Consider the following 210-nt stretch of genomic DNA (forward strand, 5'->3'; position numbering starts at 1 on the left):
CGTGGTAAAATGTGGGAAATATCCTCTAAACAAATGATTGTTTTTAAATCTTCAACTTTAAAGAATGAACTGGGAGATCAAGAAAAAGTGGATGAAATTGATTCTGTTGATGAAACGAACAATACATTTCAAACAGATTTTATTTTAGAGATTCCGGATCTTCCTGAATTTGATTTTATGAATGAACTGGGAGATCAAGAAGAAGTGGAT

1 protein-coding gene is annotated in these 210 nt (G+C 31.4%); it reads left to right on the top strand.

The window, feature by feature from the left end; translation table 11 throughout:
- Positions 1 to 210 (top strand): hypothetical protein (locus MR071_RS25380; protein ID WP_242238254.1); only part of this gene is annotated, 210 nt, incomplete at both ends.

Origin of the sequence: Bacillus cereus group sp. BfR-BA-01316 (genome assembly GCF_022664195.1) — a bacterium.
Classification (GTDB): Bacteria; Bacillota; Bacilli; order Bacillales; family Bacillaceae_G; genus Bacillus_A.